At 41.4% G+C, this 7,894-nt stretch carries 11 protein-coding genes; 3 read left to right on the top strand and 8 right to left on the bottom strand.

Annotated elements, in window-relative coordinates; all coding sequences use genetic code 11:
• Positions 1-297 precede the first annotated feature (297 nt).
• Positions 298-966, top strand: a complete 669-nt coding sequence (locus QZ359_RS09260) for an aquaporin (RefSeq protein WP_293965928.1) — start codon at positions 298-300, stop codon at positions 964-966.
• 171 nt (positions 967-1,137) lie between these two features.
• On the opposite strand, the gene queF is transcribed toward QZ359_RS09260, so the two are convergent.
• The 7 genes from queF to QZ359_RS09225 all read right to left on the bottom strand — a co-directional run bounded on the left by queF (position 1,138) and on the right by QZ359_RS09225 (position 4,691).
• A complete protein-coding gene (gene queF / locus QZ359_RS09255; RefSeq protein WP_000082587.1) occupies positions 1,138-1,629 on the bottom strand; it encodes a preQ(1) synthase in 492 nt (163 codons plus the stop codon).
• An 18-nt stretch (positions 1,630-1,647) separates the two neighbouring features.
• Positions 1,648-2,364: a 7-carboxy-7-deazaguanine synthase QueE gene (queE, locus tag QZ359_RS09250; protein WP_293965927.1), complete on the bottom strand. Its 717-nt coding sequence runs from the start codon at positions 2,362-2,364 to the stop codon at positions 1,648-1,650.
• Positions 2,357-2,800 carry a 6-carboxytetrahydropterin synthase QueD gene (gene queD, locus QZ359_RS09245; protein WP_033676505.1) on the bottom strand — a complete coding sequence of 148 codons (444 nt, stop codon included), beginning with the start codon at positions 2,798-2,800 and terminating at the stop codon, positions 2,357-2,359. The genes queE and queD overlap by 8 nt, the downstream gene beginning before the upstream one ends.
• Positions 2,800-3,453, bottom strand: a complete 654-nt coding sequence (gene queC / locus QZ359_RS09240) for a 7-cyano-7-deazaguanine synthase QueC (RefSeq protein WP_033676507.1) — start codon at positions 3,451-3,453, stop codon at positions 2,800-2,802. The genes queD and queC overlap by 1 nt, the downstream gene beginning before the upstream one ends.
• A gap of 201 nt (positions 3,454-3,654) precedes the next feature.
• On the bottom strand, positions 3,655-3,969 hold the full coding sequence (gene trxA / locus QZ359_RS09235; protein WP_001029581.1) for a thioredoxin: 315 nt from the start codon (positions 3,967-3,969) through the stop codon (positions 3,655-3,657).
• A 19-nt stretch (positions 3,970-3,988) separates the two neighbouring features.
• On the bottom strand, positions 3,989-4,210 hold the full coding sequence (locus QZ359_RS09230; protein ID WP_000570255.1) for a DUF4649 family protein: 222 nt from the start codon (positions 4,208-4,210) through the stop codon (positions 3,989-3,991).
• Positions 4,211-4,310: 100 nt separating this feature from the next.
• Positions 4,311-4,691: a MarR family transcriptional regulator gene (locus QZ359_RS09225; RefSeq protein WP_293965926.1), complete on the bottom strand. Its 381-nt coding sequence runs from the start codon at positions 4,689-4,691 to the stop codon at positions 4,311-4,313.
• A 283-nt stretch (positions 4,692-4,974) separates the two neighbouring features.
• Between QZ359_RS09225 and QZ359_RS09220 the strand changes: the two genes are divergently transcribed.
• Both QZ359_RS09220 and QZ359_RS09215 read left to right on the top strand, forming a co-directional pair.
• Positions 4,975-5,349, top strand: coding sequence for a CidA/LrgA family protein (locus QZ359_RS09220; RefSeq protein WP_000781325.1), 375 nt, complete (start codon positions 4,975-4,977; stop codon positions 5,347-5,349).
• The gene (locus tag QZ359_RS09215; protein ID WP_001288948.1) at positions 5,346-6,041 is read left to right on the top strand and encodes an LrgB family protein; all 696 of its coding nucleotides are present in this window, start codon (positions 5,346-5,348) and stop codon (positions 6,039-6,041) included. The genes QZ359_RS09220 and QZ359_RS09215 overlap by 4 nt, the downstream gene beginning before the upstream one ends.
• A gap of 51 nt (positions 6,042-6,092) precedes the next feature.
• Here QZ359_RS09215 and QZ359_RS09210 read toward each other — a convergent pair whose 3' ends face one another.
• Positions 6,093-7,640, bottom strand: a complete 1,548-nt coding sequence (locus QZ359_RS09210; protein ID WP_293965925.1) for an ABC transporter ATP-binding protein — start codon at positions 7,638-7,640, stop codon at positions 6,093-6,095.
• Between the last annotated feature and the right edge of the window lie 254 nt (positions 7,641-7,894).

Here is a 7,894-nt window from a genome sequence, read left to right as displayed (position 1 = left end):
GATCCCTTGACCTGCACCTGTAACGATAGCTACTTTAGACATATGATTCCTCCTTGGTATCCACGATACCATTCAAACGTTCATAAAAGAACAGCAAAGTTGTAAAAGGTAGTTCAAATTAGGGGGTTAATAACATATTTGAACTATGTTGATATTATATACCTTTAGAAAAAATGTTTCAAATAAACACTACCGTTTTTATAGAATTCTAACCTGAAACTTTCCAATCAATTTTCTTGAAACCTTTTCCCTCTTTTGATAGACTAGTATCTAGTTTTTGAAAAAAGGAGAAAGAAAATGAAAAAATTTGTTGCTGAGTTAATCGGTACGTTCATGCTTGTGTTCATCGGAACAGGAGCTGTTGTTTTTGGAAATGGTCTTGATGGTCTTGGACACCTTGGAATTGCTTTTGCCTTTGGTTTGGCAATCGTAGTCGCAGCTTTCTCAATCGGAACTGTTTCAGGTGCTCACTTGAATCCAGCTGTTTCGATCGCTATGTTTGTAAACAAACGTTTGTCATCTTCTGAGCTTGTAAACTACATCCTCGGACAAGTGGTTGGTGCTTTCCTTGCATCTGGATCTGTACTCTTCCTCTTGGCAAATTCAGGTATGTCAACTGCAAGTCTTGGTGAAAATGCCTTGGCAAACGGAGTCACTGTCTTTGGTGGTTTCTTATTTGAAGTCATCGCAACTTTCTTGTTTGTCTTGGTTATCATGACTGTGACTTCAGAAAGCAAGGGAAATGGCGCGATTGCTGGTTTGGTAATCGGTTTGTCATTGATGGCGATGATCCTTGTGGGATTGAACATTACTGGACTTTCAGTTAACCCAGCTCGTAGCTTGGCACCAGCTGTCTTGGTAGGTGGTGCAGCCCTTCAACAAGTATGGATTTTCATCCTTGCCCCAATCGTTGGTGGTGTTCTTGCAGCACTTGTTGCTAAAAACTGTCTTGGAACAGAAGAATAATTGAAACTCAAAAAGCCTTGCTCCTCATCTTGAGGAACAGGGCTTTTTCGTATGATACTCTTCGAAAATCTCTTCAAACCACGTCAGATTCATTTACAACCTCAAAGCAGTGCTTTGAGCAACCTGCGGCTAGTTTCCTAGTTTGCTTTTTGATTTTCATTGAGTATGAGTTTAACGGTTGTCAATTTTCTCTGGATAAAGGTCGTGTTGGAAGAGGCGTTGTTCTGCCAAGCCTTCATACTTAGTTCCTGGCTTACCGTAGTTGTAGTAGGGGTCGATTGAAATGCCACCGCGCGGTGTGAATTTTCCCCAGACTTCTAAATAGCGAGGGTCTAGCAAGTTGACCAAGTCTTTACCGATGGTGTTGATACAGTTTTCGTGAAAATCTCCATGATTTCGGTAACTAAAGAGGTAGAGTTTGAGGGATTTTGACTCAACACAGAGCTTGTCAGGGATGTAGGAAATATAAATCGTCGCAAAGTCTGGCTGAGCGGTAATAGGGCAAAGCGAGGTAAATTCAGGACAGTTAAATTTGATAAAATAGTCATTTTCCACATGACGATTGTCAAAGGATTCCAGGACTTCTGGTTGATATTCGAAAATGTAGTTGGTTTCTTTGTTGCCGAGGAGGCTGAGGTTTTTCATTTCTTCTTGTTGTGACATGATTTTTTCTTTCTAATTTTAAACACCACGTTTGTTATCGTAGAGGAGGGTATGGAGTTGGGGAAGGACGCGGACATTGCTCCAGCTATCGTCGGCAGCGATGCGTTCCCAGAGTTCTTTGAGACGGTCCAGTTGGTCTTGGACAATATTGCCTCTAGCCTTAGGCTCAGGATTTCCTGCTGATAAAAAGAGAACATCTGGTTGGTAGCGCTCCTGTATGCCTTTGGCAAAGGCCAAATCTACATCGTCAAAGACAGGGATTTTAAAGGTGACCTTGTCTGGATCAAGTTGGGAAACGATAAAGTCCAAGGTTTCAAAGTTGACTTCCATCTTGGATGAAGGAGGTTTTGGACTGAGAGTAACCTGGTCGATGTCTTTCAACCAATTTTGCCAGCGGGAGCCTTGAGTTTCAACAGCTAGAGTGACACCACGTTTCTTGAGTTTAGTGACCAATTCAGCCATGTTGGCTGCTAGGATAGCAGGATTTCCCCCAGATAGGGTTACATAGTCGTAGCTCCCTAATTTATCCAAGGCAGCAATGACCTCGTCAGCAGTCATACGAGTTGGCTTTTCAGAGCCATCCCATGTAAAGGCAGAATCGCACCAGTCGCAGTGGTAGTCGCAACCTGCAGTGCGGACAAACATGGTTTTCTGCCCGATTGCACGGCCTTCGCCTTGAAAGGTTGGGCCAAAAATTTCCAAAACTGGTAGTTTGAGGACACGTTCCCTAGTCATCTAACCACTCCCGTCTAAACTCTGCAAAGGCAGTCGGAGTTTCATAGAGGCGAACATATTCCAAACGGAGACCGCGCTCGTCTGGCAACTCTTGGTTCATGGTTTGGAAAATCCAGTAAACCATATTTTCAGCAGTCGTGTTCATATAGGGAAGAGTTTCATTGAGATAGCGATGATCCAAGTGGGGCTCTAAGTAGTTCTTGTAGATCGCTTTGATATCTCCGAAATCGTAGGTCATGCCACGTTCATCTAAAAATCCACTGACAGCAATCTGCAGATGATAGGTGTGGCCGTGCAGGGACTTGCATTTTCCCTCATAGTGAAAGAGGTGGTGGGCAGCATCGAAGGTAAATTCTTTTGATACCAAGGTTCTGTGTGGATTGTAGACAAGAGACTCCCCAGTTTCTCGTTTGATTTCTTTGGGTGCAAAAAACATTAGGCTTCTCCTTTCTGTGAGAGATAAACATCTAAACCATGTTGACGTAGGTGGCAGGATGGACAATCTCCACAACCACTTCCGATAATCCCGTTGTAGCAGGTTAAGGTCTTTTCACGAACATAGTCAAAGGCACCGAGTTGGTCGGCTAATTCCCAAGTTTCAGCCTTGTCTAGCCACATGAGAGGTGTTTGGATAACGAAGTCGTAATCCATGGCAAGGTTGAGGGTAACATTAAGGGATTTGACAAAGACATCTCGACAATCGGGGTAGCCTGAGAAGTCTGTCTCGCAGACACCTGTCACGATATCTTTAATACCTCGTTGCTTAGCAAGGACTGCCGCAAAGGACAGAAAGAGGTGGTTGCGACCGTCAACGAAGGTATTGGGAACCTCTCCCTCTTTTTGCTCGATTTCCATATCAGAGGTCAGGGCATTTTCAGTGATTTGCCCCAGCAGAGACATATCTAGGATATGATGACGAATCCCCTGTTCCTTAGCGATTTCTCTAGCAACTTGAATTTCGAGGTGATGGCGTTGGCCGTAGGCAAAGGTAACGGCTTCGACCGTTTCATAGTGTTCTTTAGCCCAAAAGAGGCAGGTTGTAGAATCTTGACCGCCACTAAAGACGACCAAGGCTGATTGACGTTTCATAATACTCCTTCCAAAATGGGAAATGTTCAGAGCACGCAAAAAGCTCCCTTGAGGGAGCTAAAAAATACCAAGTAGAGGTTTTTTTTAGCGATGGCATGTCCCAAACATCGTAATATTCTACCTACAGTCTAGCATATTTTTTGAAAAATGGCAAAGGGCAAGAAAAAAGAGACCAAATGAAGTACTTGGTCTCTAGTGCGATTAGCTCAATTCAGCAACGATGGCCTTGATTTGTTCTGCTGTGTGAACACCAGCAACTTGTTTCACCACTTGGCCGTCTTTTTTGAAGAGAAGGGTTGGGATAGACATGATTCCAAAAGCACGAGCTGTGTTTGGATTTTCATCAACGTCCATTTTAACGATTTTCAAAACATCTTCTGAAAGTTCTTCAGACAATTTATCCAAGATTGGACCTTGCATACGACATGGACCACACCAAGTTGCCCAGAAGTCTACCAAGACCAAACCGTCTTTAGTTTCTTGTTCAAATGTTGCATCTGTAATTGCTTTTGCCATTGTATTTCTCCTTTTTTATTTAGTTATATTGGCTTAAATCTTGTTTCTTGAGATAGAAAAAGATATCTCCATAAGTCCCATGGTAGTCCAAATCATGACCGTTGTAAGTCAATTTTTGAACAGGGTAGTAGTCTGCGACGCCGATAAGGCAAGCTTGTTGTGAACGATCAAAGTCTTCATAAGACTCGAAAGTCACAGTTCTTTCATTCTTGCTGGCATCTAGATAGGTAATTTCAATCATGTTTAAAACTCCTTTGTTTAATGATGACTTTATTTTACTCCTTGTAAAAGAGAATGTCAAGAAAAATGATTGCGCACGCAAGTTTTTTTTCAAAGTCATCTTAAACCCAGAAATCCAAACCAGTTTCCAAGCTTGCTTCGACAGCCTTTTGTAGAGAGGCCAGTGTTTTTTGTCCATCACTTGTCAGGCAGATAAAGCTAGAGCGTCGATCTTGATCACAACACCTGCGACTAAGCAGACCGCAATTTTTAGCTTCCAAGCGAGCCACCATCCGAGAAACAGCGCTCGGGCTCAGATGAAGCTTGTCTGGCAGGTCAATCTGGCGTAGAGATTTTTCTTGGGCCAAGTCCAGATAGTAGAGGAGGTAAAACTCTTTCAAGGTCAGACTTTGTTCACTCTGATTAGCAATAGTCTCTTCCAAGAGACTTTCGATTTCTTTCTGACGCCGATTGAAGTCAAACCATTTTTCCAAATAGGTCATAGTATCTCCTTTCTTTTTAGAGTTATAACATAGAAGAATGTCCATTAACGGACATTCTCTGCATCACAAGATGATTGCGCATGCAATAATTATACTACTTTTAAATCAAGCTGGCAAGAAAGACGCAGGCATCTTTTATCCTAAATCATGCTTGTTTTCACAAGTCAAGAATTGTTTGTATCCCCTTTCCTCTCTAATTTTTAATGACTCTTGTGCATTTCCTTGAAATTTTCTGAAAAAAGAGTAAACTGGTATGCAAGAAGTCTATTTCGTGGAGTTTAGGATGAAATTATATGTTCAATTAATGATTCTCTTTGTGATTTCTCTAATCGGAGAGGGGATCTCTAGTTTCTTTCATTTGCCCATACCCGGCAGTATTATCGGTTTGATTATTCTTTTTCTAGCCCTGCAATTTAAGTGGTTGAGAACCAGGCATGTCAACATGGTGGGGAATTTCTTGCTGGCCAATATGACCATTCTCTTTTTGCCGCCAGCAGTGGGAATCATGGAGAAGTTTGATGTGATTGCTCCCTATCTTTTGCCAATTGTTTTGATTGTCTTTTTTGCAGCAGTCATCAATATTATCCTCATAGCCTTGGTAGTTCAGTTCATCAAGAGACGGTTTGAGGGAGATTATGAGAAAGGAGATGCCAAATGAGTGAATTTGTTTCCAATCCCCTATTTGGGCTTGCCCTGTCTATCCTAGCTTATCTAGTGGGAATGCTGATTTACAGACGTTTTCCCCATCCTTTGACAACGCCCTTGCTTTTGTCAGCTGTTTTCATTATCATTTTTCTAAAGCTGACGGGGATTTCTTACCAAGATTACTACCAAGGTGGTGTCTATCTGAACAACTTGATTGTCCCATCGACCGTGGCTCTAGGGATTCCGCTTTATAAGAGTTTCCACTTGATGAAGCACCATGCTCGCAGTATTCTCTTTGGTAGTCTGCTAGCGGTAGTGGTCAATACCTCTTTCACAGCCCTTGTAGCTAAGATTTTTGGCATGGACTTTTTCCTAGCCATTTCTCTCTTTCCTAAGTCAGTGACAACCGCCATGGCAGTTGGAATCACAGAAAAATTGCAAGGTCTGACGACCGTGACCTTGGTGGTTGTAGTGGCGACTGGGATTTTAACCAGTGTTATCGGACCAACCCTTTTGAAGTGGTTGAAAATTGACGACCCAGTAGCTGTTGGTCTTTCCCTTGGAGGAACAGGTCATGCTGTCGGAACGGGAACAGCCTTTCGATATGGCTCTGTAGCAGGAGCTATGGGTGGTTTGGCTATCGGTGTTACCGGTATTCTCTATGTTTTTGTTAGCCCTATCGTAGCCAGTTTGATATTGAGTTAAAAAGCAAGGAATTCGAGTTCCTTGCTTTTTAAAATCGTATGTTATAGGCTTTTACTTTTCTTTGCTTAAGTGAATGACTTGGTCATAGTGTTTTAAGTCTTCTTCCGTGTAGTGGTGAATGACTTCAATGACTGTTTGAGGTAGGGAGAAGAGTAAGTCGCTAATTTTTCTGCTATTTTCCGAGTCAAGATTGGCCTTAATTTCATCTGCTAAGATGAGTTGACTATCGTGATAGAGGGCACGAGCAATTTCTAGGCGTTGTTTCTCGCCACCAGACAGACTATCATTGCTGAGCGTTCGATTTTTCAAATGTTCTAATCCTGTTTTTTTGAGGATATGATTTAAAGTCTCTGGATTTTTATCCAGTCCCAGAAGGATATTGTCTTCCAGAGATAGCGTATCAAAGTAATGGCTATCTTGGAGGATATAGGAACTAAAGCTTGGGATTTCTTTACGTGACAGGTTTTGACCAGCAAAGCTAATCTGTCCACTTGTCGGTATCTCTTCTCCATGAATGATATTGAGTAGTGTCGTCTTACCAGAGCCACTTTCCCCGATAATGGCGATTTTTTCTCCTTGCTTGATGTGCATGGAAATCGGAGACAGGAGGCTATTTCCCTCTTTTTCTAGGGAGATGCTGTCAAGTTGGATAGGGAAAATATTTTCTATGTTTCTAGGCGAGATGGAGTCAGACTGGCTCAAAAGTTTTTGGTATTTGTTGAGAAGAGTTCGAGTCGCTTTTCGGGTGTTGGTAAAGTAAGCCAACTCTTGGAATTGATAGCCGATATTATGGGAAACAAGATAGATAGCCACAAAACTCGCCGCATCTAAATAATTATAGTAGGTCATAAAGCCACCGATGACGATAGGGGTGACGGAACAAAAGGCATCGATGCTATTGATCAAGAGACTGTTTAAAGTTCGTTGCTTTTCATAGTTAATTTCGGCATCTAGACTGGTTTGTAATTGCTTTTGGTAGCGAGCAAAAAAGTAGTCTTGCCCCTGATAATGGCGAATTTGTTGGCTACCACCAATAAAATTTATCAAGCTTGCTAAGTAGCTCTGGTTAACAGTGGACCGCTTTTCAGAAAGTGAATCCAAACGTTTTGATCCGATAGCACTGCAGAGTACAGGAAAGGAGTAGAAGAGGATGAAAATCAAGCCCAAGTAAAAATTGGTCCATAGGGCATAGAGAATGGACACAGTTGTGAAGCCAAGAGAAGAAATGATGATGACCGTTGGCTCAATATAGCTTTCTTCTAGTTGCTTGACGTCGTTTTCTAGGTCGGACAAAATATCCTTTTCATCAATTTCATAACTGTTTAAAAATCGTTTGAAAATAGCACTCTTGATTCCATATTTGAAATCAGTAATCAAACGGGCATAGTAATAACGTTTCCCAGCCAAGCCTAGTAAGAGGATGAGATTACCAAGGATTCCTAAAATCAAAATTTTCCAAAGAAGTCCTAGTTCTTGATTGGTAAAACTAGCAACAATATTTTGCACAAGGGATGGCGTGATAATTGCTTCCAGCCAAGTAATGGCAATAGAAAAGAAGTAAAGTACGAGGTGTTTCTTAGTAACAAATCTTCTCAGCATAAAGAGTTGCCCTCCTTATCGATATATATGTAATCAGTTTTAAAGTTATTATACTCCTTTATCTCAAATACTTCATATAAAAATGTAAATTTTATGTAGATATACAATTAAATGACAATGTCAAAATGTAACAGATTAAATAAAAAGCGAACAAAACAGAATTCATTGTTTCGATTCGCTTTTTGTATTATTATCTAGATTTTTTGTAGCTCTGATAACATTTAGTCTGAGCAGGTACACTAATAGCTGATGGA

This window comes from Streptococcus sp. (genome assembly GCF_019414905.1).
In the GTDB taxonomy this organism is placed as follows: Bacteria; Bacillota; Bacilli; order Lactobacillales; family Streptococcaceae; genus Streptococcus.
This window is presented reverse-complemented; position numbering and strand designations above follow the sequence as displayed.